We start from the raw sequence: 26,385 nt of genomic DNA, 5'->3' as shown, positions 1-26,385 counted from the left end.
TTGCTCTGGGAGTCGTCTGTTGCGATTAATGGTTAAATTTCGTCTTCGTAGATAGCAGATGCATCTTGGTCTTCTTTCTGCAAAACACCGGCTGCCACTTCTTCAAGCGCTTTGCCGACTGATTTTGTAGAAACATAGCGGTGAAGTCTTTCGTCGCCATGTTCGTGCAATTGGCGGGCGCGTTTTGAAGCTAGCGCCACCAGCGAGTATTTCGAATCAATCTGGCTTTTCAGTTTATCAACGGATGGGTATAACATTAGACATTCTCCTTTAGCATATCAAAATATCGTTTTTCAACACGTTCACGCTTGCAATGTTCCGCGATGATAATTGCGTTGATGCGTTCGCACGCATGTTCAACCAAATCGTTCTCCACTACATAATCGTATAAGTTCATCATTTCCAACTCTTGGCGTGCGGCTTGAAGCCGCGAAGCGATCACTTCATCTGTTTCAGTGCCGCGGCCGACCAGGCGCGCTTCCAGATCGGTCAAACTCGGAGGCGCCAAGAAAATGAACAAGCCATCGGGAACTTTCGCGCGGACTTGCGCTGCCCCTTGAACCTCGATCTCCAAAAACACATCACGGCCGGCATCCCGCATCTTATTGACGTATTCCAGCGGAGTCCCGTAATAATTGCCGACAAACTCAGCCCATTCCAGCAATTGATCCTGTTCGATCAGTTCCTCGAATTCGCTTCGCGTCTTGAAAAAATAATCGACTTCGTCGACTTCGCCTTCGCGCGGCAATCTTGTCGTCATCGAAATGGAATATTCATAATTTGTATTTGGCTGTGAAAACAGCTCTTTTCTTACTGTGCCTTTTCCAACACCCGAAGGCCCTGATAGAACTATCAGCAGTCCGCGTTGTTTTCTCATTTTATCCCTCATTCATCTCAGCATCATTTTTCTTCACCGCATGCAATTGCTGTCTCGGCAGACGCCGAGGAGATCACCGCATGGTCACTGTCCAAAATAAAAACGGACTTGGTGTTTTCCCGGCAGCGGCATCGACGAGCAGCCCTTTGTTGCGGGCTTCCTAGATCAGTCGCTTGGCCGGCGCGGAATCTGGAGTGACATTAGAGACGATCCGATTCGCGGAAACAGCACTGCTGCCGCCGATAGAAATGAACTTCACCGCTTTTTCCGCCTGAACCACCGCCATCTGCAACTGACCATTCTTCTTCGTTTTCTAACTAACTGTCTTATTATATCATAATACACCGGGAAAATGATAAGATGGAACAAAACGATTTGAAAGAGGGATTTTTTCATGGCATTTGATGGATTATTTACAAAAGCAATGACACGGGAACTCCAAAGTCTCGTGTCGGGCAGGATCTCAAAAGTTCATCAGCCCAACCAGCTAGAACTGCTGCTGCATATTCGTGCACAAGGCCACAATCATAAATTATTGATTTCAATCCATCCGTCCTATTCACGGGTCCACTTGACCGCGATGGCCAACATCAATCCGTCCGAACCGCCGATGTTTTGCATGCTGCTCCGCAAACATATCGAAGGCGGCGTCATTACAGAAGTGACCCAGCACGAAATGGACCGGCTCATCATCCTGAAAATAAGATCGAAAAACGAAATCGGAGACGATATTGAACGGGAACTCCATGTGGAAATCATGGGCCGCCATTCGAACGTGATATTGGTCGATTCACAGCGGATGATGATTCTGGACAGCTTGAAGCATTTGCCGCCAAGCGTCAATTCGTACCGTACGGTTCTTCCCGGGCAGCCGTATGTGTTTCCGCCTTCCCAGGGGAAGAAAGATCCTTTCCAGTCCATTGGCGGACTAGCCGGCCTGGATGAAAAAGAGCTTGTCGGGACGTTTGCAGGCTTCTCCCCGCTCAATGCCCGGGAACTTCATTTCCGCATGAAAGACGCCTCTGATAGGACTGCGGCCGCCCAGCAATTCCTTGATGATTTCCTTTCAGCAAATCCAGCAGGCCATTACGTTGAACAGGACGGCAAAAGTTATTTTTCCGCTACAGAGTTGTCTCATCTTGGCAGCGAAGAAATGACATTCCCGACACTTGGCGAACTGCTAGACCGCATGTACTTTGCCAAAGCAGAACGCGACCGAGTCAAACAGCAGGCCGGAGACTTGGAACGCTGGCTGCAAAATGAAATTGCAAAGCTGAAGCTGAAGCTGAAGAAATTGCAGAAGGAACAGGACCAGGCTGAAAAACGCGATCTGCTCCAATTGAACGGCGAACTGATCATGGCAAATCTGCATCGCATTACAAAAGGCATGAAAGAAATCGAAGTGGACAATTACTATACCGATGAAAAAGTGACGATTGCGCTCGACCCGCGGAAGACTCCGATCGAGAACTCCCAGCGTTATTATTCGCGCTACCAGAAAGCAAAAACGGCGCTTGTAAAAACACGGGAACAAATTGAAAAAACAATCGAAGACATCGAGTATTTCGAAACGCTCATGCAGCAAGTCCAGCAGGCCGGCATTTCCGATATTGAGGAAATCCGAGAAGAATTGGCGGAACAAGGTTTTATGAAAGCGCAAAAGTCGAAGAAAAAGAAAAAACCGGTAAAACCATCCGTTGAATCGTACGTTTCAAGCACCGGGATACCGATTTCCGTAGGCAAAAACAACAAACAAAACGATTATGTGACATTCAAAGTAGCCGCCAAATCAGATACATGGCTCCATACAAAAGATATTCCGGGCTCTCACGTCATTATCCATGACAATGAACCGGATGAAACGACGCTTCTCGAAGCCGCCTCTATCGCTGCTTACTTCAGCAAAGCGCGCGAGTCATCTTCTGTCCCCGTCGATTACACCGAAGCCCGTCAGGTGAAAAAGCCGAATGGCTCAAAACCTGGGTTTGTCATTTATTTTGAACAAAAAACCCTTTTTGTGACGCCGGATGAAGATTTGGTCATCAAATTAAAAAAGTAAGAGGTTTACAGCCGGAAAGCATCCATGCTTTCCGGCTGTTCTTTTTCTGCAGACCATCCTTCCGTCTGTGTAAGAATCATCCCTAAATCAATTTATTAACATAATATCTATATTATTTCTAAACCCTATTAATCCTATAACATTTTATTGCCCTATAGAGCCCAAGATGCTATCTTTTTAAAGGACTAACTAATTTGGAGGTTTATAATGAAAAAACTTTTTTCGAAACAAAAACTATTTATGGCATCAAGCGCCATTTCCGTTTTATTGCTTTCCGCTTGCGGCAACAGCGATTCATCAGAAACAGCCGAGGAGCCGAAGACTGCCTGGGACGAAATCCAGGAGCAAGGCTCAATGAAAGTCGCGACTTCAGGAACGCTGCTTGCCACTTCTTTTCATGATGCGGAAACGGATGAATTGACCGGCTTTGAAGTTGAAGTTGTCCGTGAAATCGGCAAACGTTTGGATTTGGAAATCGAATTCACAGAACTCGGATTTGACGAGATGCTTACAAGCGTTTCCACCGGCCAAATCGATATGGCCGCAAACGACATAGAAATCACGGAAGACCGGAAAGACAACTTCGCCTTCTCAACACCAATCAAATATTCTTATGGCACTGCAGTTGTACGCAAAGACGACTTGTCCGGCATTAAAACATTAGAAGACATCAAAGGCAAAAAAGCTGCCGGCGTTTCCACATCGATTTATATGGAAATTGCCCGCAGCTACGGGGCAGAAGAAGTGACATATGACAACGCATCAAACGAAGTATATTTGCGCGACGTCTCTATCGGGCGGACGGATGTTATTTTGAATGACTATTACTTGTCCACTTTTGGTGTTGCAGCCTTCCCGGAATTGAACATCACCATTCATCCGGACATCAAATACAGCCCCTCGGAAGTCGGGCTTGTCATGAACAAAGACAACAAAGAACTTGCGGAAAATGTCGATCGGGTCCTGAAGGAAATGCTCGCGGATGGCACCATCTCTGAAATTTCCGCTGAATTTTTTGCGGGTGCCGATGTTTCCGAAAAACCGGATATGGAATAAAACAGAATTGGAGGGTCGTCCATGAATGACATAGAATGGGGTTTGCTGTTTGACCCCGCATTAGCTATCGAATCATTTTGGTATGTCATGGAAGGAATTTGGTATACATTGCTGATTTCCATCGTCAGCATGGCCGTCGGCATCGTGATCGGGTTTTTCCTCGCACTGGCGCGCACCGCACCTTATAAAGCGCTTGAATGGCCAGCCCGTTTGTACATTTCGTTTATGCGCGGCGTTCCGATTTTGGTCATTTTGTTTTTGCTGTATTTTGCGCTGCCGGTCATCGGCATAGAATTCACAGCTGTGCAAGCGGCTCTGATCGGCTTTTCAATCAACAGCGCAGCGTATATTGCGGAAGTATTCCGTTCATCCTTGGCATCGGTCGATAAAGGCCAATGGGAATCGTCGAAAGCTCTTGGCATGACTTATTGGCAAACGATGCGCCGCATCATCCTGCCGCAGTCAATCCGCATTGCCGTGCCGCCCTTGTCGAATGTTTATTTGGATTTGATCAAAGCTTCATCACTGGCCGCGATGATCACTGTCCCGGAAATTTTCCAAAAAGCCCGCATTGTCGGGGCGCGTGAATATGATTTGCTGACATTGCTGATTTTGGTGGCGCTCATCTACTGGGCGATCTGCTCGGTTATGACCCTGCTGCAGAATTATCTTGAAAAGCGTTATGCCGATTATCTATAAGAAAAAGCTTGAGGAATTTCTCCTCAAGCTTTTTTTCTTTCAAGTGCTGCTTTTATCCAAATCGTCATTTTCCGGCATCGCCATGACTTCCCATAAATGCCCGTCAAGATCCTGGAAGCTCCAGGCGTACATATACTCGTTGTCCATCGGATCGTTCATTGCCGATCCGCCGGCCTCCAGCGCTTTGTTGACGATATCGTTGACGCTTTGCCGGCTGTCTGCGGAAATTGCCACAATGACTTCTGCGTTTTTTGTCGCATCCGTGAGCTCTTTTTTGGTGAAGGTTTGGAAGAACGGTTCAGTCAACAGCATGACGAAGATGTTTTCGCCGACAATCATGCATGACGCATTTTCATCTGTCATTTCGGGGTGAAAATCAAATCCCAACTTCCTGAAAAATCCGACTGATTTGTCCAAGTCTTTTACCGGCAAGTTGACATACATCTCTTTTGCTTGCAGGGCCATGGGTTCTCCTCCATTCCAGTTTTGTATGACCCTCTACTAATTCGCTTTACTTATAGAGAGTCCTGCAAACAGCCAAGTTATTTTTCACATTTCACTTGGCGCTTTCATCCCAAGCAGCCTTAAGCCTTCCGAAAGAACAATCGTTACGGCTTTGACAAGCGCGAGCCTGCTTTCCTGCTCCGCATCGTCCGCTAATATCTTGACCTGGCTGTAATACTTATTGAATTCCTGGGACAGCTCCAGCACGTATTTGGCAATGGCTGATGGTTCATTTTGATGGAAGCTTTTTTCGGTGATGGACGGGAATTCCATGAGCAGTTTTGCCACGGCCCAGCTTGCTTCATCCGCCAGACCTTTTGAAGCCCCTGCATCTATTTCGATAGAAGACTTTCTCAGAACCGAACAAGCCCGTGCATGGGTGTACTGGACGTAAGGACCGGTTGTCCCTTCAAATTTCAGCATATCCTCCAGTGAGAATTCCACATTGGTCTGCCTGTCGTTTTTTAAATCATGGAAAATTACCGCCCCTACACCGACCATTCGGGCCACTTGTTGTTTGTCTGCCAAAAAAGAATTTTTCTCTTCAATGTTCCTCTCGGCCAGCCGAATTGCTTCTGACAGTACTTCTTCAAGCAAGACGACCTCCCCTTTCCGGGTAGACATTTTTTTCCCGCCCTTCAGGACAAATCCGAATGGGATATGGATCATCTCCTGTGCCCAATCGAAGCCCATTTTCTGGAGCACTAAGAACAATTGTTTGAAATGGAGCGTTTGCTCAAAACCGACCACATACCAGGCTTTTGAAAATCCGTATTGCTCCTGCCGGTAAAGAGCAGCTGCAAGATCCCGCGTAGCGTACAATGTGGCTCCGTCGCTTTTCTTTGCCAGCATCGGAGGCAATCCGGATTCCTCCAAGTCTACAACTTCCGCCCCTTGTGAAGAAGCCAGCAAGTTCCGTTCATCCAGCAGTTCGAGTGCCCGTTCCATTTTGTCGTTGTAGAATGCTTCGCCGGCGGTCGAATCAAACTCCACACCTAATAATCCGTATATTTTCGAGAATTCTTGAAGCGATTCATCACGGAACCACTTCCATAACCTCTTCGCCTCTTCGTTTCCTTCTTCAAGTTTTTTGAACCAGAGGCGACCTGCCTCGTTCAAGCTTGGATCCTTTTCCGCTTCTTTATGGAATTTGACATATAGGGCAAGCAATTCTTTGATTGGAGCTTTCCGCACATCTTCTTCATTGCCCCAAAGCCGATAAGCGGCTATCAATTTGCCGAACTGCGTTCCCCAATCGCCCAAATGATTGATGCGGACCGCTGTATAGCCGCATTTTTCCGCAATGTGGGCGAGTGAATTGCCGATGACGGTCGAACGCAGGTGACCCATCGAAAACGGTTTGGCAATGTTCGGGGAAGAAAAATCGATGGCGATGCTTTTCCCTTTCCCAAAAGAATGGGATCCATATGAGGAGCCTTTGGCCAAGACAGCCTCAACGATCTTTTTGCTGACAGTTTCTTTTTGCAGGAAGCAGTTGATATAAGGGCCGTCCGCTACAACTTTCTCAAACAATGGATGCTCTATTTTGACGGCAATTTCTTCAGCAATTTTTTGCGGCGCTTTGTGCATCGTTTTGGCTAAAGCAAAGCAAGGGAAAGCCATATCCCCTTGTCCTTTGAATTTCGGTTTTTCGATGAGGCCGATAACCGTGTCCATCGTTAAAAATCCACGGGACTGTTCTTTGATCGCTTCTGCATAAATCGTCTTCTCCATGTTTTCCCCTCCATTTGTTGAACCAAAAAAATCCCGTCTCTATATATTAGAGACGGGATTTCCCGCGGTACCACTCTGATTGTCCATTGCTGGACCAGCTTAAAAAAGATAACGGATTTCTCCGGCAAAGCCCTACTGAACCGTTCAGGCCGCTTCTCAGAAGTGCGTTTCACAAAGAGCGGGCCACCGGGCTCACACCATCCCCGGCTCGCTTATGCCGTCCTCTTTCCTACTTTCTTCTTCACTGAATTTTGTGTATTTTCGCTAGTTTATCCCAATGGAAATAAAATGTCAAAATATTTTTTTGAAAATCGGTTACGGTACTGGTATTGCGTTGTTCGCTTCGATAGGAAATTATTCTTTTGACAGTTGCAGAAACCAATTGGTTGGTTTGGCAGCCAATTGGTTGGAGACAAATCGGTAATTTTTCTTTATCCTAATACAAGTGGATGTCAGGAGGAAAAATTGTGGAACCATTACTTCATGGAATCGTATTAGCGTTCGGCCTTATCCTGCCATTAGGAGTCCAGAACGTATTCATATTCAATCAAGGCGCGGCGCATAGGAAATTCTCCCACGCATGGCCTGCCATTATGACAGCTGCCATTTGCGATACTATGCTCATTTACTTGGCCGTCACTGGCGTATCAGTTGTCGTCCTTAATTTCGAATGGTTGAGGACATCATTGTTTCTGGTGGGCTTTTTATTTTTAGCCTATATGGGATGGGTGATGTGGAGGACAACTCCTGAAAAGGGCGCCCATCAGCGGAGCAGCCGGTTGTCTGCCAAACGGCAAATCACATTTGCGGCATCCGTCTCTTTGCTGAATCCGCATGCCATCATGGATACCATCGGGGTGATCGGCACAAGTTCACTCGTTTATACCGGGGAGGAGAAATGGTTTTTTACATCGGCGGTTATTGGCGTCTCTTGGATCTGGTTTTTTTCACTGGCGATTGCAGGAAGGAAAGTCGGCCAGTTTGATACAAGCGGCAGGCTTTTGAAAAGGATAAACCAACTATCGGCGCTGATCGTCTGGGCAATGGCCCTTTTCGTCCTCTCTCAATTGTTTTCGCACTGACCAAAGAGAAAGACGGCAATTCCAAGAATAGGCTTCCCTTTGCAAAACCGGCTTCTTCAAAAAGAATGGAAGAAATCAGGTGGAATACTTGTTTATCATTATTCAAACAGTATATACCGTTTAAAAGAGTAACTTGATCATTAATGATGACCTTATATCATCAACAGTAAAGGCTCTATTCTTCAAGAAAAAGAATCTTCTTATGCAGAAAGTAATCTAATCTGCCTTTTCCTGCGTTCTATAGGAAAGAATACAAAAGAGGAGGAGAAGATATGGGCAGCAAAAAATTCGGGTTGATCATAGCTGCAGGGATTTTGTCACTGGCAGCTTGCGGCCAAGAAGAACAGCCGACGGCCGACGGAGGATCTGAAGCAGCAGTTGCAGAAAAAGAAAAGACTGAGAAGGAAAAAACAAGTGCTGAAGCAGCGGAAGAAAAAACTGAAGAGGAAGCTGTGGAGGAAAGTCCGCCTGAAGCTGAAAGCGGTGCTGCATCTGAACTTTTGTCAAATGGCGACGAAACCAGCTATGTTTTCAACACGGCGGGCGAGTTTTCAATCTTTTGCGAACCGCATCCCGTAATGCAGATGACAGTCCTTGTTGAAGAAGGTTCAGAGCAAACCGGGAAAGTTGCAGTCGACATTGCCGACTATGCATTTGGCGAAAAAACGATTACCGTTGCACCAGGTACGACGGTCACATGGACCAACCAAGACCAGGCACAGCATAACGTAGCCATCAAATAAGTGCCATAGCCCAAACATCCAAAAAGCAGCACCGGCATTGGTTCCACATTGCCGGTGCTGCTTTGCTGAGTAAGTGGTTCTGCAGAAGCATCGAGTCCTCATAAGGCTGTAAAGTCCCCGGGGCGCCAATCCTGTAAATAACACTGTTTTGAGTAATCTCCCCTCTTATCCCAAAAGCGCCTTTCCTTTTTTATAGAACCCCTCCATATCCTCTTTTGGCACAAGTGCCCCGCCTGTTGCCCAGACGATATGAACAGCATTCTTCGCATCAATTCCATTTGCTCTGCAATAATCAGATTGCAAAACTTTGGCCGGTCCGCACAAGCCTGCCGCCGCCGAAGGCTCGACGAAAATACCTTCACTGTCTGCTAGCAGTGCCAACAGTTTGAACAGCTCCTCGTCTTCAATTGTGTAAACACCGCTGATCAGCTGTTCGCTGATGCCCGATGCAAAACTTGAAGGCCTGCCGACTGCAAGACCGTCGCCTTCAGTGCAATTGTCGATGCCCAGATCCTGGACGCAGATCTTTTCTTTCATTCCTGTCATCAATCCGAGCAAAACAGCCGGCGAATGGGTCGGCTCAACAAAAAAGCAATGGACATGGTCGCCGAAAAGCTGCTTTAATCCGAACGTGATTCCGCCCGGAGCGCCGCCGACGCCGCATGGCAAGTAAACGAACAGCGGATGGTCCTGTCCAACTGCCACCTTTTGTTCTTCCAACTGCTTCTGAAGCCGAAAAGCAGCTGTGCTATAGCCGAGAAACAGCTCTTTCGACTTTTCGTCATCGATAAAATAAGCGTTCGGATTTCCTTGGGTCTGATTGCGGCCTTTCTTGATGGCTTCCCCAAAATCACCTGCGATTTCGTGGACCGTCGCCCCCCTTTCGCGCAGCAGCTCCTTTTTCCAAGGTTTGGCGTCTGCCGACATGTAAACCGATACGTCAAACCCCAGCTTTGCGCTGATTATGCCGATGCTCAATCCCAGATTCCCTGTCGAGCCGACACCGATGGCATACTGGCTAAAGAACGACTTGAACGCGTCACTTGCAAAAAGCTCGTAATTTCCTCCCTTTGAAATCAGCCCTGCCTGCAGCGCCAATTGCTCCGCGTGGTACAGCACTTCGTAAACGCCTCCGCGCGCTTTGATGGAGCCCGCTATCGCCAGCTCATTGTCGCATTTCAAAAAAAGATCCCCTTGGATATCCGACTGGCAATAACCGTTCAGAGCTTTTTTCATTTCCCGGATAGGGCGAAAAGGCGATTCGACGATTCCGCCTGTTTGCTGTGTCGCTGGGAACTCATTTGCCAAAAAAGGTGCAAAACGCAGCCATAATGCCTCAGCTTCTTCCATATCTGTCCTTGAAATTGGCAAGTTTATGCCGTCCATGAGCTTCCGTTTCGGGTTCAGCCAGACCACCGGTTCCAAATCTGCGACTTTTTTCAGCAGCGGCTCGTGCTTTAGCCATTCTGCCATTTCTTGTTTTCCGAATAACATGGAGTTCATCCTTTCAATTGATATCGTCTTTTTCTTCATCATACACGAACATTGGATGAACTTATTCAATCTATAATAAAAATTTCAACTTCCTGAATCATCGGAAAGCTTTTATTGCCCGGTTGTTAGTTCAACCGGATTGCGCTTTAAGATAGTATAATAAGATTACTCGATATTTTATTCAAAGAGGTGCTTAAAGTGATCGTCATCATCGATAACCACGACTCGTTTACTTATAATTTAGTCCAATATTTTTCGCAAATAGATCCAGACGTTTTGGTTTTTCAGGAAGGTGAACTACCAGCTCCAGCCATCGAACAGCTGGACCCTGACTTGCTCGTCCTGTCTCCGGGACCCGGCAAGCCGCGGCAGTCGGAAATATTACGGGCATTTGGCGGCCTTGTCCCAATTTTGGGCGTCTGCCTTGGCCATCAAACAATTGTGGAGCATTTCGGCGGTACAGTAGTCAAAGGGCTCCAGCCGGTCCACGGCAAGATTTCACTTGTCGATCATGGCGAATCCGGCATTTTTTCCGGCATTCCGAATCCGACGCCTGTCGTCCGTTATCATTCGCTTGCCGCCAGTGACGAAGCGTTGCCAGCGGCGCTTGCCGTCATTGCGCGTTCCGAAGACGGCGTTATCATGGCAGTGCAGCATAAAACACTGCCGGTAACGGGCATTCAATTCCATCCGGAATCCATTTTGACGCGTGATGGGTTTGAAATGCTGAAAAATGCATACGCCCAAGCAGTTGTTTGGAAACAGAAATTCGCTGGAGGTCCGAACCATGGAAAACCCTTATCTGTTGTTTGAGTTCCCGGATGAGAATGGGACAGTGAATCCGCTCGCATTTTCGAAACCGGTCAAAGTTTTATCCGCTTCCCAACTGGAGGACATTCCTGATGTTATGGACGCTCTTGAAGAAGCGGTAAAGGACGGCTTTTACGCCGCTGGCTATATCTCCTATGAAGCCGCTCCCGCTTTCAATCCAAAGATGAAAGTGCATCCGAAGCCCGATCTTCCTTTACTGTGGTTCGGCATATTTGATGAACCGCACCTTCCTGGACAAGAGTTTGATGCAGCCGGGGACTATTCGGTTTCCGATTGGATGATGGCGGGTTCTATCCCGCAGTATAAAAAGGGCATTCAGCAAATCAAACAAGCCATTGAAGAAGGACACACCTACCAGGTCAATTACACCGAACGCCTGCATGCCGATTTCCAAGGAAGCGACCGGGCATTTTACAGGCAGCTCACAAGGAACCAGCAATCCGGCTACAGCGCATATTTGGGTCTCGGGAAACACCGGATTCTCTCCGCATCGCCGGAGCTGTTTTTCCGGATCGACGGCGAGAAAATCACCGCTAAACCGATGAAAGGAACCGCCGCACGCGGGCGCACAACACTAGAAGATGGCGAAAATGTGGAACGGCTGCTTGCTTCCGAGAAAGAACAGGCGGAAAATTTGATGATCGTCGACCTGCTCCGCAATGATATCGGCCGCTTGGCAAAATCCGGAACCGTCACCGTCCCGCGCATGTTCGAAGCGGAGCAATATCCGACGGTCCATCAATTAACATCAACCGTCCAAGCGGAAATAAACGGTGATATGCCTGTTTTTGAATGGTTCCGGGCTTTGTTTCCTTGCGGCTCAATCACCGGCGCCCCCAAAATCAGCACGATGGAGTTTATTTCCGAATTGGAGCAAACTCCCCGTGAAGTATACTGCGGTGCCATCGGCTTTATCACGCCGGAGAAAAATGCGGTTTTCAGCGTGCCGATCCGCACAGTCATCGTCAACAGCGAAAAACATGCCGCAAGCTATGGCGTTGGCGGCGGTGTTACATGGGACTCGACATCAGAAGGCGAATACGAAGAACTGCTGACCAAGGCTCAAGTGTTGTCAGCGAAACGCCCAGCATTCGAATTGCTGGAATCGCTGAAATTGGAAGACGGGAAATACCCGTTGCTTTCTTATCATATGGAGCGCCTTCGCGACTCTGCCGAGTTTTTCAACTTCACCTTCAACAAAGAAGCTGTAGAAAATCTGCTGCTGAAAACAGCCAATGGCTACCCGTCCGGCTCTTTCAAAGTGCGGCTGCTGATGGAACAATCAGGCCGGCCAACTGCCGAAGCACAAGCGGTCTTTCCTCTCGAGGAACCGGTGCTTTGTTCACTTGCAACTAGCCCTGTAGACAGCACCGATCCGTTCCTGTTCCACAAAACGACGCACCGGCTTGTTTACGAAACCCATCAAAAAACCGCTCCTCCGGAAGCTTTTTCCGTTTTGTTATGGAATGAAAACGAAGAGCTGACCGAATTCACCATAGGCAACCTGGTGGCGGAAAAAGACGGCGAGTTCCATACCCCTCCCCTCCCTTGCGGATTATTGGCCGGCACGTTCCGCCAGCACTTGCTTGATGCAGGAAAAATTGAAGAAAGGCGGATCCTTAAACAAGAGCTTGCTGATTTTGATGCCATCTGGCTGGTCAACGGCGTCCGCGGATGGCTGAAAGTGGAGTTGCTGAAATAATAGAAAAAGCACATGGCCTATGATGGCCATGTGCTTTTGGACTGCAGGCAAAGTCTAGAATTGTTGAATAAGCGTGCATAAAACCAACCGGCCACTCCGCTTTCCGTGGGCACGGCTTCAGCCGCTTCCTTCACGGCGCTCAGTCCAGGGTCTTCAGCTCGTGCGGGTCCCACAGGAGTCTGCGTGACCGGCCCGGTTGGGGTTCTTGCTTGAATTTAAAAGACGATTTCGAAACGTTGCTCCCACCACAGAAGCAGCTGATACAAGATGCACTGTCTTCCCACTTTGCTTTAGGCTTCGGAGCGTAAGGCGGCGATCAAGTTGGACGTAGGGAGTTCGGCCAACTGTTTGCAAGGAAGCATCGAAGCGATCTCGGACGCCAGTCCCGAGTCCGTTCGGCGCGAGACCGCGGAAAGCGTCCGCCTGAAGCGATGGTGCCGAGACGGCTTCAACAAGGTCTGTATGTTTATTCCTTTTAAAAGAGAACTGTTCTTTTGTCTACAAGCTCAAAACACATGGCCTATGATGGCCATGTGTTTTTTCTATACAAGCTGAACTTTTTTACGATTCGTTTTTCAACGTACCCGCCTTCAAACCCTCATGCCAATCAGCAAGCATTGGCATGTCTTCTTCGCGGATGGCTCCTGTACTGATTGCTTCTTCGACAAGCGACGGGAAATCCGTCAACGTGTGGAACATGAAGCCCGCTTCCGTAATGGCTTCGACCGATTGCGGCAAATCGTATGTGAAAATGGCAACGATGCCAAGCACGTCAAATCCGGCAGCTTTCAGCGCTTGGGCTGCCTGCAAAACCGACCCGCCTTTCGAAATCAAATCTTCAACGACGACCACTTTCTGCCCTGCAACCACTTTGCCTTCGATCATATTGCCCTGCCCGTGCTCTTTCGCTTTTGAACGCACATAGACCATCGGCAAATCCAGAAGATCGCTCACCCATGCAGCATGGGGAATGCCGGCTGTGGCGGTTCCTGCAACCACTTCGCACTCTCCGTAATACTGCTTGATCAATTGGGCCAAGCCTTTGGCGATTTCTTGGCGCACTGCCGGGTATGACATTGTCAAGCGGTTGTCGCAGTAGATTGGCGACTTGATGCCAGATGCCCAAGTGAATGGCTCTTGCGGCCGGAGTTCCACCGCTCCAATGCTCAGTAAGTGCTTCGCTATTTCTCTTTTCATTCGGCATCGCTCCATTCGTTTTTGATTTGCTTATAGCTTTCTGCTGGATCTTCACTTTTCGTGATTGCCCGCCCCACAACAATATGGGTCGAGCCTTTTTGCCGTGCTTGCTCCGGTGTGGCGACGCGTTTTTGGTCGTCGGCTGACACGTTTGCCGGCCGGATGCCCGGCGTGACCCGCAGGAAATCTTCTCCGCATTCCACCCCGATGGCTTCCGCCTCGAGCACTGAACATACAACCCCATCGAGCCCTGCTTGTTTTGCCATTTTCGCATAGTGAAGCACCGATTCCTCTAAGCTTACCGGAATCAGCTGGTCGCTGTGCATTTGTTCTTCGCTCGTCGACGTTAACTGTGTGACTGCAATCAGTTTCGTTTCGCTGCCTGCAAGGCCTCGCTTGGCGGCTTTCATCATCTCCAGGCCTCCCGCCGCATGGACGTTGACCAAGTCCACACCCAGTTTCGCCAGTCCACGCATTGCTGATTCCACCGTATTCGGGATATCATGCAGTTTCAAATCCAAAAACACACTGTGGCCCAGCGATTTTATGTATCGGACCAATTCAGGCCCTTCTTGAAAATAAAGTTCCATGCCGACTTTCAAGAACAACGGCTCTTCGTAATGGGCCAGGAATTGTTCCACTTCTGTTTTTGAGGGGAAATCCAAAGCAATGATGGGTTTACTCACAGGCGGTGGCTCCTTCCGACCAATTCTTCTACTGATTCGAATCCTAGTTCATGCAATTTCTCCGGCAGCTGCGCGATGATTTCCGGGCAGACAAACGGATTGACGAAATTCGCAGTCCCGACCGCTACAGCGTTTGCGCCTGCCGATAAGAAGTCGATAGCATCCTCGACTGTTGCAACTCCGCCCATGCCGATGATCGGCAAATCGGTTTGTTTGCGAACTTCATATACCATGCGAAGTGCAACCGGCTTGATGGCGGGACCGGACAATCCTCCGGTGATGTTCGCGATGATCGGACGGCCGGTTTTTGGATCCAGACGCATGCCAAGCAACGTGTTGATCATCGTAATGCCATCTGCTCCGCCTTCTTCCACCGCTTTTGCGATTGAGACGATATCCGTAACGTTCGGTGACAACTTGATATATACCGGTACCGATGATACGTCTTTTACTGCGCGCGTCAATTCCTGAGCGACCAAAGGATCTGTGCCGAATGTAATTCCGCCTTGTTTGACATTCGGGCATGAAATATTGATTTCCAGCGCGTGGACGTTCGGCGCTTTGGAAATTTCCTTTGCCACTTCCACGTAATCTTCGGTCGTTGTGCCCGCAACGTTTGCAATAATCGGCACATCAAACCTTTCTAGCCATGGCAATTCCTCGCCGGCTACTTTTGCAAGCCCCGGGTTTTGGAGGCCGATGGCATTCAGCATGCCGGCTGCCGTTTCCGCTACCCGCGGCGTCGGATTGCCGAGGCGCATTTCGACAGTCGCCGCTTTGATCATGATGGCACCAAGCTCGGACAAATCGTATAATTGCGCATATTCTTTGCCGAATCCGAAACAGCCGGATGCCGGCATGATTGGATTTTTTAGGTTTAGCCCTGGTAAATTCACTGTTAAATTGGTCATGCAATCACCACTCCCGCTGGAAATACCGGTCCGTCGGAACAAACTTTGATATAATCCGTTTCACTTTTCGTCGTGCGGCAGACGCAGGCAAAACATGCACCGATGCCGCAGCCCATCCGCTGTTCATAAGACAAGAAACCGCGCTTTTCAGGAAATGCCCACTGGACCGCTTCTAGCATCGGCGTCGGCCCACAGCTGAAATACGTATCGAAGTCCTTCGGCAGCTCGTTCAAGATATGCGTCACAAACCCTTGAGTGCCGTGGCTGCCATCGACTGTCGCAATATGCGTATCGCCGAGTTCTTTGAATTTCTCTTCATAGAAAACCGCCTGCTTGCTTTCAAACCCTAAAATATGGACTGTTTGGATGCCTTTTTCATTCAGCTGCTTGGCCAGTTCGTACAGGGGCGGAACTCCAATGCCTCCGCCGATCAGGTATGCTTTTTCCTCCGCTTGCCCGACCGGAAATCCATTGCCGAGCGGACCAAGGACATCGAGCGTGTCTCCGGGTTTCTTTTCAGAAAGCAGACTTGTGCCCCGCCCTTCAGCACGGTAGATCATCGTGAACCGCTGGAGTTCCGGATTGATGGCCGCGACTGAAATCGGACGGCGCAGCAGCGGCTCATAACTATCCGCCACCCGCACGTGCACAAATTGCCCCGGCGCTGTCATCTCGGCGGTCAACCCGCCTTGAACTGTCAGTTCAAAAATATGGCGGGCGATTTGCTTCTGCTCTACAACTTGCATGCGCTCTTGGCGGATCATACGCCAGCACCCATTTCTTCTGCCGAGAATGTCATCGATTCGATAACGCGCAGCATCGCCTGGGCCGTGTCAAGTGATGTCATGCATGGAATGCCGTTTTCAACCGACTCGCGGCGTATGCGGAAACCATCTCTTTCCGGCTGTTTCCCTTTTGTTAATGTGTTGATGATGATTTGGGCCTCGCCGTTTTGGATAACATCAAGCAAGGTTTTGCCTTCCGCCCCGATTTTGCCGATTTGCGTCACCCTGATTCCTGCTTGTTTCAGCGTTTTCGCCGTGCCCTCTGTTGCCATGATGTGATAGCCGATCGCTTTGAAGCGCTTCGCCAAGCCAACCGCTTCTTCTTTATCTTTGTCTGAAATGGTCATCAGCACGCAGCCGTGGTCTTTCACTTCCATGCCTGCAGCAGCCAAACCTTTATACAATGCTTTTTCGAGCGTGATGTCTTTCCCCATGACTTCACCGGTCGATTTCATTTCCGGCCCAAGCGTGATGTCCACTCTTCTTAATTTTGCAAAAGAGAACACCGGAACCTTCACATAGACGCCTTTTGACAGCGGCGCAAGACCAGGCGTGAATCCTTGCTCGATAATGCTTTTCCCGAGAATCGCTTTTGTCGCGATATTGGCCATCGGAATGTTGGTGATCTTGCTCATGAACGGAACCGTCCGGCTCGACCGTGGATTCACTTCGATAACAAAAACTTCGCCTTTGGAAATGACATATTGGATATTCAGAAGACCGATAACATTCAATCCTTTAGCAAGGCGTGTCGTGTAATCAACAAGCGTATCCAGCTGCTCCTGCGAAATGTTCTGTGTCGGATAAACCGCGATGGAGTCGCCCGAATGGACGCCTGCGCGCTCGATGTGCTCCATGATTCCGGGAATGAGGACATTTTCCCCGTCAGAGATGGCATCCACTTCCAGCTCGATCCCTGTCAAATACCGGTCTACGAGCACCGGATGTTCCGGGCTTGCTTCCACTGCGTGTTCCATGTAATAGCGCAGATCTTTTTCTTTGTAGACAATCTCCATTGCACGCCCGCCTAGGACATATGAAGGGCGGACAAGTACCGGATAACCGATTTCTTCAGCGATTGCTGCCGCTTCTTCCGCATTGGTCGCTGTTTTTCCAAGCGGCTGCGGAATGCCGATTTCATGCAGGGCTGCTTCGAATTTGTTGCGGTTTTCCGCGCGGTCGATATCTTCCAGTGATGTACCTAGAATCTTCACGCCGTTTTGCTCTAATTTTTCTGCCAAGTTGATCGCTGTCTGCCCGCCGAACTGGACCACTACGCCTTTCGGCTGTTCCAAGTCCACGATGTGCATGACGTCTTCGATCGTCAATGGCTCGAAGTACAATTTGTCGGAAATCGAGAAGTCCGTAGATACGGTTTCCGGGTTGTTGTTGATGATGATGGCTTCATAGCCCGCTTCTTTGATGGCCCATACTGAATGCACTGTGGCATAGTCGAATTCCACCCCTTGCCCGATACGGATAGGGCCGGATCCCAAGACGATGACACTTTCTTTGTCCGTGCGGATTGATTCGTTTTCTTCTTCGTACGTACCGTAGAAGTATGGCGTTTCCGATTCAAATTCAGCTGCGCACGTATCCACCATTTTGTAAACCGGCATCAGTTTCTGCTCTTTGCGCCAGTTGTATATTTCCTGTTCCGACACATTCCATAGCCTCGCGATAGTGCGGTCCGCAAAGCCGATGCGCTTCGCTTTTTTCGCAGTTGCAAAATCGAATGGATTTGCTGCTAGCACCGCTTCGTATTGTACGATGTTCTGGAACTTCATCAAGAAGAACAAGTCGATCTGGCTCCAGTCATGGATGGTTTCAATCGTTACACCGCGGCGCAGCGCTTCGCCGATAAAGAACAGCCGCTCATCGCCAGCGCGGCGGATGCGTTTTTCAATCCATTCGTCGCTCATTGCGTCTGCATTTTTCAGCTCCAGATGATACTGGCCAGTTTCCAAAGAACGGACCGCTTTCAAGATCGCCTCTTCGAAGTTGCGGCCCATCGCCATAACTTCGCCAGTCGCCTTCATTTGCGTGCCCAAATTGCGTTTCGCCGATTCGAACTTGTCAAATGGCCAACGCGGTATTTTCGCTACTACATAATCAAGCGCAGGTTCGAAAGCAGCGTAAGTGCGCCCGGTTACCGGGTTGATCATTTCATCGAGCGTCAGCCCTACTGCGATTTTTGCAGCAAGCTTGGCGATCGGATAGCCTGTCGCTTTTGACGCAAGCGCTGACGAACGGCTGACACGCGGATTCACTTCAATAATGAAGTAGTTGAAGCTGTTCGGGTCAAGAGCCAATTGGACGTTGCAGCCGCCTTCGATTTTCAATGCGCGGATAATTTTCAACGAAACATTGCGCAGCATTTGGTATTCCCGGTCTGACAAGGTCTGGCTTGGCGCTACGACTATTGAATCCCCTGTATGGATGCCCACCGGGTCGATGTTCTCCATGTTGCAGACAACAATTGCCGTATCGTTGGCGTCGCGCATCACTTCATATTCAATCTCCTTGAAGCCGGCGATCGATTTTTCCAACAAGCACTGTGTTACCGGGCTGTATTTCAAGCCGCTTGTTACGATTTCCTGAAGGTCAGTATCATTATGGCAAATGCCTCCGCCTGTTCCGCCAAGCGTAAACGCTGGGCGCACAATTACCGGGTAGCCGATGCGGGCAACAAATGCTTTCGCTTCTTCCATGTTGTGGATGATGTCTGACGGCGGCACCGGTTCACCAAGCTCGTTCATCAAAGTCCGGAACAAGTCCCGGTCTTCCGCTTTGTGGATCGCTTCCAGCTTCGTCCCAAGAATTTCGATTCCCAGTTCATCCAGGATGCCCGATTCGTGCAGCTCAATCGCCATGTTCAAACCTGTTTGACCGCCTAGCGTCGGCAGCAAGGCATCCGGGCGTTCTTTGCGGAGGATACGGCTGACAAATTCCAATGTGATCGGCTCGATGTATACTTTATCGGCAATTTCCGTATCGGTCATGATCGTCGCAGGATTCGAGTTGATCAATACGACTCGGTAGCCTTCCTCTTTCAACGCCAAGCATGCTTGCGTCCCTGCATAGTCAAATTCGGCAGCTTGCCCGATGATGATCGGTCCTGAACCGATAACGAGTATAGTTTGGATGTCTTGTCTTTTAGGCATATTGCTGCTCCTTTCGGTTTGCGCTCATCATTTCGATAAAGCGGTCAAATAGGTAGTTTGAATCTTCCGGTCCAGGCGAGGATTCCGGATGGTACTGGACTGTGAAAGCCGGGTAATCGATATGCTTCAATCCTTCGATGGTGCTATCATTCAATGCTGTATGTGTAACTTCCAAGCGTGTTCCTTGCAGTGTGTTTTCGTCCACCGAGTAGCCGTGGTTTTGCGAAGTGATTTCCACGCGGCCTGTCGTCAAATCTGTCACCGGATGGTTTCCGCCGCGGTGGCCGAACTTCAATTTGTAAGTTTCCGCACCGCATGCGCGTGCGAACAATTGATGCCCTAAGCAAATACCGAAAACCGGCACTTCTCCAAGAAGTTCCCGAACAACTTGAACGCATTCTTCTACGTCTTTCGGATCTCCAGGACCGTTCGACAGCATGACGCCGTCCGGCCCCCACGCCAAAATCTCTTTTGAAGTTGTGTTATAAGGCACCACAATCACGTCGCAGTCGCGGTTGTTCAGTTCGCGCAAGATGCCATGCTTCATGCCGTAGTCGATCAAGACAACGCGTTTCCCGCGGCCCGGGCTCGGATAAGGGCGTGCGGTGGAAACTTGTGCCACTTGGTCTCTCGGCATTTCGACCTCCGCCAGTTTCTGCACCACTTCTTGAACATCCACTTCTTCCCCCGCTGCCGTCAAAATTCCTTTGATGGCGCCTTTTGAACGGATCAAGCGGGTCAACTTCCGTGTATCGATATCTGAAATCCCCGGAATTTTTTTCGTTTTAAAAAGCTCATCAAGCGTCGAGTTGCTTCTGAAATTGGAAGGGAACTCGGCCAGTTCACGCACAACCAGCCCTTTCACTGCAGGAGAGATGGATTCGAAATCGTCGCTATTGATGCCGTAATTGCCGATCAACGGATAAGTCATCGTAACGATCTGTCCGCAGTAGGAAGGATCGGATAAGATTTCCTGGTATCCGGTCATGCTCGTGTTGAAGACGATTTCACCTACTGATGCTTGTTCGCTGCCGAATGCCGTTCCTTCAAATACCGTTCCGTCTTCTAAGATCAAATAACGTTTCATTAGTTTGTCTCCTCCTGCCATACTATTTGTCCACCAAATATCGTCATCACCGGCCAGCCTTTGCAATTCCAGCCGCCGAATGGCGTGTTCTTCCCTTTTGATAGGAAGTCTTCCACTTTGATTTCCTGCTCCTTTTCCAGATCAAGCAATACCAGGTCCGCTGTCTGCCCTTTTTCGATTTTCCCATAAGGCAAGTTGAATGTTTCGCTCGGCTTGACCGTCATCCAGTCGATCACTTGCTGAAGTGTCCATTTTCCGGTTTCCACATAATGTGTGTAAAGCAGTGGGAATGCTGTTTCCAATCCGACAATTCCAAATGGTGCTTTGTTCATGCCGTTCGATTTTTCTTCCAGCGTGTGCGGCGCATGGTCGGTGACGATAAAGTCAATCGTGCCGTCAAGCAAGCCTTCATGAAGCGCTTCAACGTCTTCTTTTGAACGGAGCGGCGGGTTCATTTTCCAATTTGCGTCATCTCCGGGAATGTCGTCTTCGCTTAGCAAAAGATGGTGCGGGCAAACTTCCGTCGTTACCCGTATGCCTGCGCGCTTTGCATCCCGGACCACCCGGACCGATTCTTTTGTGCTGATATGGCAGACATGGTAATGGGCGCCTGCAGCTTCTGCCAGCAAAATGTCGCGCGCAATATGTACCGATTCTGCGATGGAAGGAATCCCTTTCAGCCCCAGTTCCGCACTGCGTTTGCCTTCGTGCATGACGCCGTCGTAGATCAACGAGTTGTCTTCACAATGTGCCACGACTGTCATATCAAGTTTTGCTGCATCCTGCATTGTTTCATACATCATGCCGGCTTGCTGGATGCCGACTCCGTCATCCGTAAATGCGAATGCGCCATGTTCTTTCAACTCGGTCAAGTTTGTCCGTTCTTTTCCTGCTTCCCGGATAGTAATGGAAGCGTACGGCAATACCCGGATAAGCGCATTTTTTTCAATCAGAGCGTTGACGCGTCCCAGATTCTCAATAGTATCCGGCACCGGCCGTGTGTTCGGCATCGCGCATATTGTGGTGTAGCCGCCTTTCGCCGCCGACCTTGTTCCGCTTTCGATTGTTTCTTTTTGCTCGCCGCCTGGCTCACGCAAATGCACGTGAACGTCTACAAACCCCGGTGCGATCATCCGGCCGTTGCCGTCAATTTCTTGTTCTCCTTGCGGGGAGAGCCCAATGCCGATACCTTCGATTTGGCCGTTTGCGATCCGTATGTTCGTCGGAGCCAATTCTCCGTTTTTCAGCATGTTTACATTTTTGATAAATAAGTTCATTCTTATTCTCTCCCTTTCAATGCATATTCAAGTACTGCCATCCGGACAAACACGCCGTTTTCCATTTGTTTGAAAATCCGTGAACGTTCACATTCCACCAGGCTGTCGGCGATTTCCACTCCACGGTTGATTGGTGCCGGGTGCATGATGATAGCTGATGGTTTCATTTTACGCTCGCGCTTTTCCGTCAAACCGAATTGCTCATGGTACCGTTCTTTTGAAAATAGTGCAGACACTGCATGGCGTTCGTGCTGAACACGCAGAAGCATGACAACATCCGTATGTTCGATAAAATCGTCTATGTTTTCCGAAGTCTCATAGTCGCCGCTCCATACTTCCGGGCAGACAAACGAAACTTGTGCGCCCAGATTTTTCAGCGCTGCTGCATTGGATTTTGCAACGCGGCTATGTGCGATATCACCGACGATGGTGATGTGTAGGCCTTCGATTCTTCCGAACTCCTCATAGATGGTGAACAAATCGAGCAGCGATTGGGTCGGATGCTGGCCTGATCCATCTCCGCCGTTGATGACGGAGAGCTTGCAGTTTTCCAGTTCCTTGTAGTATTCCTCTTCCTCGTGGCGGATGACCACACCGCTTACTCCGATGGCTTCGAGCGTTTTCACGGTATCATACAATGTTTCTCCTTTTAATACGCTTGAAAAGGCGGTGTCGAACTGAAGGACCGTAAGCCCCATTTTATGCTCTGCCATTTCAAAACTCATCTTTGTTCGCGTACTTGGTTCAAAAAACAAATTGACGACCGTTCCGGCCACAGGTGTTCGTTCACCGCGCTGATATTCTGCCGCCCGTTCGAGCAGATGCATGATTGTCTTGTTGTCTAAGTCGTTCATCGCCACTAAGTTTGGCATGTTGATCCACCCTTTCCATAAAAAAACACCTTCCCCGAGGCAGGAAGGTGTAAGGAAATAAGGGCAGGTTGCGCCCTCATCCATCCCTTTCCATGCCTCTCTGGACAATTCATTAAAAGGTGTATTATTTAGTTCCGTCGTCTAATTCATTTTTGTTGCGCCCCGGCAATACCAGGTTAAGAAGGACTCCGATAATGGCTGCGAGAGCCATGCCTTCGATTTGGAACGTTTCGCTGAATTCGATTTTTGCTCCGCCGATCCCGATGACCAGGATGACCGATGCAATGACCAGATTGCGTTTGTCGCCGAAGTTGATGTTGTTGTCAACCAGCATCCGCAAGCCCGATGAAGCGATGATTCCGAAAAGCAGGATTGAGATCCCGCCAAGGACAGCGGTTGGAATTGTGGCGATTACCGCCATCAGCTTGCCTAAGAAAGAAAACAAGATGGCGAAGATGGCAGCGCCGATGATTACGTAAATGCTGTAGACCCGTGTAATGGCAAGCACTCCGATATTCTCGCCGTATGTTGTTTTCGGCGGCCCTCCGACTAAAGAGGATATGAAAGTCCCAAGGCCGTCGCCAAGAATCGAGCGGTGAAGCCCGGGATCTTTTATGTAATTGCGCTCTACTACTTTTCCAAGTACAAGCTGGTGGCCGATATGTTCTGAAATAGTGACGATTGCAATCGGCACCATGACGAAGAGCAAGGTTGGCGTGACCTGGAATGAATAATCGACGCCAGGTATCAAGAAGTCCGGAGCTGCGATCCATTTTGCTGCTGTGATCGGCGCAAAGTCGATGATGCCGACCAGCGCTGAGTAGATGTATCCGACGATAATACCGATCAGGACCGGCATCAAGCTGATAATGTTTTTGAAATAGATGGTGCAGATGATGGCTGTCAGCAGTGTAACAAGCGCCGCGGAAAAGTGCATCAAGCTGTACTGTTTCGCTCCATCCACCGTAATGTTCATCGCCATGTCCACCGCTGTTCCCGACAATGCCAACCCGATCACGATGATGACAGGGCCGACCACAATCGGCGGCAGCAAGCGCATCAGCCACTGATAGCCTGTTTTCCAGATGACCAGCGAGACGATTGCGTATACAAGCGAGACGAACATGGCACCGATCATGGCAGATCCGATTCCCCCCGTCTCGGTTGCGATAGTGATCGGCACGATAAAGGCGAATGATGATCCGAGATATGCCGGCACTTTAAACTGGGTGATTAAGATGAAGATCAAAGTTGCAATGCCGCTTGTCAATAAAGCGATTGCAGGGCTCAAGCCTACAAGCTGCGGCACAAGGATCGTCGCGCCGAACATGGCGAACATGTGCTGCAGGCTTAACGAAATCCATTGCCCCGCTTTTGGTTTGTCTTGTACGTCCAATACTGTTTCATTCACTGGGTGTTCGCTCCATTCTCTCTCTCTATTCGTGTATAGCTACCTGGTCTCTTCCATCGCTTTCCTGCATTTTGACGACGATGCGCTCATCGCTTGATGTCGGTATGTTTTTTCCGACATAATCAGCGCGGATCGGCAATTCCCGATGCCCCCGGTCAATGAGGACAGCCAGCTGGATTTGCGCTGGCCGGCCAAGATCCATGACCGCATCCATCGCAGCTCGGACGGTTCTGCCTGTGTACAACACATCATCGACCAGAACCACTTTCTTGTTTTTGATGTTATGCGCAATGTCCACTTGTTGGACAAGAGGTTCCTCGTTTTTGTTTTTGACGCTTAAATCATCCCTGTATAGGGTGATGTCAAGCTCCCCGGTCATGATCGGCTTGCCTTCGATTTTCTCTATTTTTTCAGCAAGGCGTTTTGCGATGAACGCGCCTCTTGTTTTAATTCCGACCAGGATGCAATCGTCGATTCCTTTATTGCGTTCGATAATTTCGTGGGCGATTCGGGTGATGGCCCTTGCTACAGCCTTGTCATCCAGAATGTCTGCTTTTTCAACCATGGGTTCCACTCCTTCTGCAAAATAAAAAACCTCTTGCCAGAGGGCAAGAGGTTTTATGCGCAGAAAATAAGGCTCGGAAGACAGACTTCCGGCTTGCGTAAATACCTTCTCAGCCTCTCTGGACTGTCTTAAAGGTGTTGATGTATTCGTTTAGTTGTTCTTAGTATATCTATGGGTCCAGCCGTTTGTCAATCTTTTTTCCGAACAGATTCCAGAAGCTCCGAAAACTCTTCCGGCGGCTCCGCCGAAAATTCCATATATTCGCCGGTGCGCGGGTGATTGAAGCCGATCACTTCCGCATGCAACGCCTGCCCGCCGATATCCATCGTTTTCTTCGGTCCATACTTCGGATCGCCGACAAGCGGAAAACCGATATACTTCATATGGACACGGATTTGATGCGTGCGGCCCGTTTCAAGACGGCATTCCACAAGCGTGAAATTGCCGAAACGTTCCAAGACGCGGAAATGCGTAACTGCGTGCTTGCCTTTATCGACAACAGACATGTTTTGGCGTTCTTTCGGATCGCGCGCAATTGGTGCGTCAATTGTGCCTTTGTCATGCGGAATATGTCCATGTACCAAAGCGACATATTTACGGGTAACGGTCTTTTTCACCAATTGGTCAACAAGCGATGTGTGCGCGGCATCATTTTTGGCAACCATCAAAAGGCCGGAAGTATCTTTATCGATACGATGGACAATTCCTGGGCGCACAATGCCATTGATGCCAGAAAGATCAGTGCAATGATGCATCAAGCCATTCACCAGCGTACCGGTAGAATGTCCGGGCGCCGGATGGACAACCATCCCTTTCGGTTTGTTGACGACCAAAACATCCTGGTCTTCATAAACTACATCCAAATATAAATTCTCAGCTACAACATCCAATTCTTCTAGAACAGGAGGCGTAACGATAATGACATCCTCCAACCGCACCTTATAATTCGGTTTCACGGTCTCGCCATTCACTTTCACTGCGCCTTCTCTGACCCAGTTTTGGATCTGCGAGCGCGACCAGTCTTCATCAATCGAAGAAACTGCTTTGTCGATCCGTTCTCCAGCCATTTCTTCTGTAATTTCTATTGTTAAATCTTCCATTAAGACACCTTTTTCTTTTCTTGTTTTTCGTCATAAATGATAAAAATGATCATGAGAACCACTCCGACAGTCAAAGCAGCATCCGCCACGTTGAAAATCGGGAATTCATAATTGATGACCGGTATAAGCACGTCTACAAAGTCCACCACTTCTCCGCGCAACATGCGATCGATGAAATTTCCGATCGCCCCGCCGAGAATCACCATTAAACTCAGCTGAAACAAAGGCTTTCCTTGTGCATGCTTGTGGAAATAATACAGGATGCCGATAATCACCGCAACGGTAATGATTCCAAACAGCCACATCTGCCCTTCAAGCATTCCCCATGCTGCCCCGCGGTTCCGGTGCGACAGCCAGGCCAAGTAAGGGTCCGCCAAAATAATGCGCTCACCCAACTCCATATTTTTCATAACCAACCATTTCGTCCACTGATCAATCGCCACGATCAGCAAAGCAATCCCATAATAAATAAACATGTGTATCCTCCGTCAATTCATCAGTCACTCCATTTTAACACATACCGGGTGAAAGAGTAAGCACCTCGAAGAG

At 49.1% G+C, this 26,385-nt stretch carries 24 protein-coding genes, 1 pseudogene and 1 other annotated feature; of the genes and pseudogenes, 7 read left to right on the top strand and 18 right to left on the bottom strand.

Translation table 11 applies throughout. From position 1 onward, the window contains the following. Positions 1-32 precede the first annotated feature (32 nt). The 3 genes and pseudogenes from rpoZ to FQV30_RS18350 all read right to left on the bottom strand — a co-directional run bounded on the left by rpoZ (position 33) and on the right by FQV30_RS18350 (position 1,163). Complete coding sequence (gene rpoZ / locus FQV30_RS06490; protein ID WP_146495591.1) at positions 33-257, bottom strand: DNA-directed RNA polymerase subunit omega; 225 nt, start codon at positions 255-257, stop codon at positions 33-35. After that, complete coding sequence (gene gmk / locus FQV30_RS06485; protein ID WP_146499282.1) at positions 257-877, bottom strand: guanylate kinase; 621 nt, start codon at positions 875-877, stop codon at positions 257-259. Before gmk ends, rpoZ begins: the two co-directional genes overlap by 1 nt. Positions 878-900: 23 nt before the next feature. Further along, positions 901-1,163: pseudogene (locus tag FQV30_RS18350) on the bottom strand (DUF370 domain-containing protein). Between the two features lie 108 nt (positions 1,164-1,271). Here FQV30_RS18350 and FQV30_RS06475 point away from each other — a divergent pair. From FQV30_RS06475 to FQV30_RS06465, 3 genes are all read left to right on the top strand, one after another. Beyond that, positions 1,272-2,936 carry an Rqc2 family fibronectin-binding protein gene (locus tag FQV30_RS06475; protein ID WP_146499281.1) on the top strand — a complete coding sequence of 555 codons (1,665 nt, stop codon included), beginning with the start codon at positions 1,272-1,274 and terminating at the stop codon, positions 2,934-2,936. Positions 2,937-3,143: 207 nt separating this feature from the next. Further along, positions 3,144-3,992 (top strand): transporter substrate-binding domain-containing protein, encoded by an 849-nt coding sequence (locus tag FQV30_RS06470; RefSeq protein ID WP_146499280.1) that lies wholly within the window; start codon positions 3,144-3,146, stop codon positions 3,990-3,992. A 21-nt stretch (positions 3,993-4,013) separates the two neighbouring features. Then, positions 4,014-4,691 (top strand): amino acid ABC transporter permease, encoded by a 678-nt coding sequence (locus tag FQV30_RS06465; protein WP_146499279.1) that lies wholly within the window; start codon positions 4,014-4,016, stop codon positions 4,689-4,691. A 39-nt stretch (positions 4,692-4,730) separates the two neighbouring features. Here FQV30_RS06465 and FQV30_RS06460 read toward each other — a convergent pair whose 3' ends face one another. After that, positions 4,731-5,156, bottom strand: coding sequence for a VOC family protein (locus FQV30_RS06460; RefSeq protein ID WP_146499278.1), 426 nt, complete (start codon positions 5,154-5,156; stop codon positions 4,731-4,733). Positions 5,157-5,240: 84 nt separating this feature from the next. Beyond that, a complete protein-coding gene (gene argS, locus FQV30_RS06455) occupies positions 5,241-6,929 on the bottom strand; it encodes an arginine--tRNA ligase (RefSeq protein ID WP_146499277.1) in 1,689 nt (562 codons plus the stop codon). Positions 6,930-6,974: 45 nt separating this feature from the next. Next, positions 6,975-7,183: a binding site (T-box leader), on the bottom strand. 213 nt (positions 7,184-7,396) lie between these two features. Here argS and FQV30_RS06450 point away from each other — a divergent pair. After that, the gene (locus FQV30_RS06450) at positions 7,397-8,011 is read left to right on the top strand and encodes a LysE/ArgO family amino acid transporter (protein ID WP_146499276.1); all 615 of its coding nucleotides are present in this window, start codon (positions 7,397-7,399) and stop codon (positions 8,009-8,011) included. Positions 8,012-8,283: 272 nt separating this feature from the next. After that, on the top strand, positions 8,284-8,754 hold the full coding sequence (locus FQV30_RS06445; RefSeq protein WP_146499275.1) for a plastocyanin/azurin family copper-binding protein: 471 nt from the start codon (positions 8,284-8,286) through the stop codon (positions 8,752-8,754). Between the two features lie 165 nt (positions 8,755-8,919). On the opposite strand, the gene FQV30_RS06440 is transcribed toward FQV30_RS06445, so the two are convergent. Continuing rightward, positions 8,920-10,248 (bottom strand): D-serine ammonia-lyase, encoded by a 1,329-nt coding sequence (locus FQV30_RS06440; RefSeq protein WP_146499274.1) that lies wholly within the window; start codon positions 10,246-10,248, stop codon positions 8,920-8,922. A gap of 198 nt (positions 10,249-10,446) precedes the next feature. Between FQV30_RS06440 and FQV30_RS06435 the strand changes: the two genes are divergently transcribed. Both FQV30_RS06435 and pabB read left to right on the top strand, forming a co-directional pair. Continuing rightward, complete coding sequence (locus tag FQV30_RS06435) at positions 10,447-11,061, top strand: anthranilate synthase component II (RefSeq protein WP_146499273.1); 615 nt, start codon at positions 10,447-10,449, stop codon at positions 11,059-11,061. Continuing rightward, on the top strand, positions 11,036-12,781 hold the full coding sequence (gene pabB, locus FQV30_RS06430) for an aminodeoxychorismate synthase component I (protein ID WP_146499272.1): 1,746 nt from the start codon (positions 11,036-11,038) through the stop codon (positions 12,779-12,781). Before FQV30_RS06435 ends, pabB begins: the two co-directional genes overlap by 26 nt. Before the next feature lie 561 nt (positions 12,782-13,342). Here the strand turns inward: pabB and pyrE are convergent. The 12 genes from pyrE to lspA form a co-directional block, all read right to left on the bottom strand. Next, positions 13,343-13,978 (bottom strand): orotate phosphoribosyltransferase, encoded by a 636-nt coding sequence (gene pyrE / locus FQV30_RS06425; protein ID WP_146499271.1) that lies wholly within the window; start codon positions 13,976-13,978, stop codon positions 13,343-13,345. Next, positions 13,975-14,664: an orotidine-5'-phosphate decarboxylase gene (gene pyrF / locus FQV30_RS06420; RefSeq protein WP_146499270.1), complete on the bottom strand. Its 690-nt coding sequence runs from the start codon at positions 14,662-14,664 to the stop codon at positions 13,975-13,977. Before pyrF ends, pyrE begins: the two co-directional genes overlap by 4 nt. After that, positions 14,661-15,575 (bottom strand): dihydroorotate dehydrogenase, encoded by a 915-nt coding sequence (locus FQV30_RS06415; protein ID WP_146499269.1) that lies wholly within the window; start codon positions 15,573-15,575, stop codon positions 14,661-14,663. Before FQV30_RS06415 ends, pyrF begins: the two co-directional genes overlap by 4 nt. After that, positions 15,572-16,339, bottom strand: coding sequence for a dihydroorotate dehydrogenase electron transfer subunit (locus FQV30_RS06410; RefSeq protein WP_146499268.1), 768 nt, complete (start codon positions 16,337-16,339; stop codon positions 15,572-15,574). The genes FQV30_RS06415 and FQV30_RS06410 overlap by 4 nt, the downstream gene beginning before the upstream one ends. After that, positions 16,336-19,524 carry a carbamoyl-phosphate synthase large subunit gene (carB, locus tag FQV30_RS06405; protein WP_146499267.1) on the bottom strand — a complete coding sequence of 1,063 codons (3,189 nt, stop codon included), beginning with the start codon at positions 19,522-19,524 and terminating at the stop codon, positions 16,336-16,338. The genes FQV30_RS06410 and carB overlap by 4 nt, the downstream gene beginning before the upstream one ends. Further along, complete coding sequence (locus tag FQV30_RS06400) at positions 19,517-20,611, bottom strand: carbamoyl phosphate synthase small subunit (protein WP_146499266.1); 1,095 nt, start codon at positions 20,609-20,611, stop codon at positions 19,517-19,519. Before FQV30_RS06400 ends, carB begins: the two co-directional genes overlap by 8 nt. Next, positions 20,611-21,888: a dihydroorotase gene (locus tag FQV30_RS06395; protein ID WP_146499265.1), complete on the bottom strand. Its 1,278-nt coding sequence runs from the start codon at positions 21,886-21,888 to the stop codon at positions 20,611-20,613. Before FQV30_RS06395 ends, FQV30_RS06400 begins: the two co-directional genes overlap by 1 nt. Before the next feature lie 2 nt (positions 21,889-21,890). Beyond that, positions 21,891-22,760 (bottom strand): aspartate carbamoyltransferase catalytic subunit, encoded by an 870-nt coding sequence (locus tag FQV30_RS06390; RefSeq protein ID WP_146499264.1) that lies wholly within the window; start codon positions 22,758-22,760, stop codon positions 21,891-21,893. 124 nt (positions 22,761-22,884) lie between these two features. After that, entirely contained in the window at positions 22,885-24,171 is a 1,287-nt protein-coding gene (locus tag FQV30_RS06385; protein ID WP_146499263.1) for a uracil-xanthine permease family protein, read from the bottom strand. Positions 24,172-24,196: 25 nt separating this feature from the next. Beyond that, positions 24,197-24,736 carry a bifunctional pyr operon transcriptional regulator/uracil phosphoribosyltransferase PyrR gene (gene pyrR / locus FQV30_RS06380; protein WP_146499262.1) on the bottom strand — a complete coding sequence of 180 codons (540 nt, stop codon included), beginning with the start codon at positions 24,734-24,736 and terminating at the stop codon, positions 24,197-24,199. A gap of 188 nt (positions 24,737-24,924) precedes the next feature. Beyond that, entirely contained in the window at positions 24,925-25,836 is a 912-nt protein-coding gene (locus tag FQV30_RS06375) for an RluA family pseudouridine synthase (RefSeq protein ID WP_146499261.1), read from the bottom strand. Further along, positions 25,836-26,312 carry a signal peptidase II gene (lspA, locus tag FQV30_RS06370; RefSeq protein WP_146499260.1) on the bottom strand — a complete coding sequence of 159 codons (477 nt, stop codon included), beginning with the start codon at positions 26,310-26,312 and terminating at the stop codon, positions 25,836-25,838. The genes FQV30_RS06375 and lspA overlap by 1 nt, the downstream gene beginning before the upstream one ends. Between the last annotated feature and the right edge of the window lie 73 nt (positions 26,313-26,385).

This window comes from Planomicrobium sp. CPCC 101110 (assembly GCF_007859395.1).
In the GTDB taxonomy this organism is placed as follows: Bacteria; Bacillota; Bacilli; order Bacillales_A; family Planococcaceae; genus Planococcus.
The sequence above is the reverse complement of the archived record's forward strand: the minus strand, read 5'-3'. Positions and strand labels throughout refer to the sequence as shown.

Coding starts and splice junctions, on each gene's coding strand:
- FQV30_RS06470 (WP_146499280.1), top strand. CDS start 3,144: ATGAAAAAACTTTTTTCGAAACAAAAACTATTTATGGCATCAAGCGCC.
- gmk (WP_146499282.1), bottom strand. CDS start 877: ATGAGAAAACAACGCGGACTGCTGATAGTTCTATCAGGGCCTTCGGGT.
- pabB (WP_146499272.1), top strand. CDS start 11,036: ATGGAAAACCCTTATCTGTTGTTTGAGTTCCCGGATGAGAATGGGACA.
- lspA (WP_146499260.1), bottom strand. CDS start 26,312: ATGTTTATTTATTATGGGATTGCTTTGCTGATCGTGGCGATTGATCAG.
- carB (WP_146499267.1), bottom strand. CDS start 19,524: ATGCCTAAAAGACAAGACATCCAAACTATACTCGTTATCGGTTCAGGA.
- FQV30_RS06375 (WP_146499261.1), bottom strand. CDS start 25,836: ATGGAAGATTTAACAATAGAAATTACAGAAGAAATGGCTGGAGAACGG.
- FQV30_RS06395 (WP_146499265.1), bottom strand. CDS start 21,888: ATGAACTTATTTATCAAAAATGTAAACATGCTGAAAAACGGAGAATTG.
- FQV30_RS06415 (WP_146499269.1), bottom strand. CDS start 15,575: ATGACCAATTTAACAGTGAATTTACCAGGGCTAAACCTAAAAAATCCA.
- rpoZ (WP_146495591.1), bottom strand. CDS start 257: ATGTTATACCCATCCGTTGATAAACTGAAAAGCCAGATTGATTCGAAA.
- FQV30_RS06460 (WP_146499278.1), bottom strand. CDS start 5,156: ATGGCCCTGCAAGCAAAAGAGATGTATGTCAACTTGCCGGTAAAAGAC.
- FQV30_RS06390 (WP_146499264.1), bottom strand. CDS start 22,760: ATGCCAAACTTAGTGGCGATGAACGACTTAGACAACAAGACAATCATG.
- FQV30_RS06440 (WP_146499274.1), bottom strand. CDS start 10,248: ATGTTATTCGGAAAACAAGAAATGGCAGAATGGCTAAAGCACGAGCCG.
- FQV30_RS06410 (WP_146499268.1), bottom strand. CDS start 16,339: ATGATCCGCCAAGAGCGCATGCAAGTTGTAGAGCAGAAGCAAATCGCC.
- argS (WP_146499277.1), bottom strand. CDS start 6,929: ATGGAGAAGACGATTTATGCAGAAGCGATCAAAGAACAGTCCCGTGGA.
- FQV30_RS06400 (WP_146499266.1), bottom strand. CDS start 20,611: ATGAAACGTTATTTGATCTTAGAAGACGGAACGGTATTTGAAGGAACG.
- pyrE (WP_146499271.1), bottom strand. CDS start 13,978: ATGAAAAGAGAAATAGCGAAGCACTTACTGAGCATTGGAGCGGTGGAA.
- FQV30_RS06475 (WP_146499281.1), top strand. CDS start 1,272: ATGGCATTTGATGGATTATTTACAAAAGCAATGACACGGGAACTCCAA.
- pyrR (WP_146499262.1), bottom strand. CDS start 24,736: ATGGTTGAAAAAGCAGACATTCTGGATGACAAGGCTGTAGCAAGGGCC.
- FQV30_RS06445 (WP_146499275.1), top strand. CDS start 8,284: ATGGGCAGCAAAAAATTCGGGTTGATCATAGCTGCAGGGATTTTGTCA.
- FQV30_RS06465 (WP_146499279.1), top strand. CDS start 4,014: ATGAATGACATAGAATGGGGTTTGCTGTTTGACCCCGCATTAGCTATC.